At 78.5% G+C, this 228-nt stretch carries 1 pseudogene; it reads left to right on the top strand.

Features of this window, described 5'->3' with window-relative positions:
- A pseudogene (locus KVT37_RS33425) lies at positions 1-174 on the top strand (hydrogenase expression protein HypE); the annotation flags it as partial.
- Between the last annotated feature and the right edge of the window lie 54 nt (positions 175-228).

Below are 228 nucleotides of genomic sequence, written 5' to 3'. Positions count from 1 at the left end.
ACCGCCGCCTCCTACCGGTCCCTGGTGGCCGATGGCGAAAGCCGGCACCAGAGCCCGGACGGGCCGGTCCCGGCCGGCATCATCGTGCCGGGACATTTCCGCTCCACGGCCGGCGGCGAAACGGGGGTGCGGCTGGAAGAGGGGCGGGGCGAGGGGCACAAGGGCAGCGAGGGCCGGGGGGGGTGAGGGGGGACCGGTGGTGCCGCTGGGCGGGGGGGGGGGGCCCCC

Origin of the sequence: Mesorhizobium sp. GbtcB19 (assembly GCF_019091085.1) — a bacterium.
Classification (GTDB): domain Bacteria; phylum Pseudomonadota; class Alphaproteobacteria; order Rhizobiales; family Rhizobiaceae; genus Mesorhizobium.
This window is presented reverse-complemented; position numbering and strand designations above follow the sequence as displayed.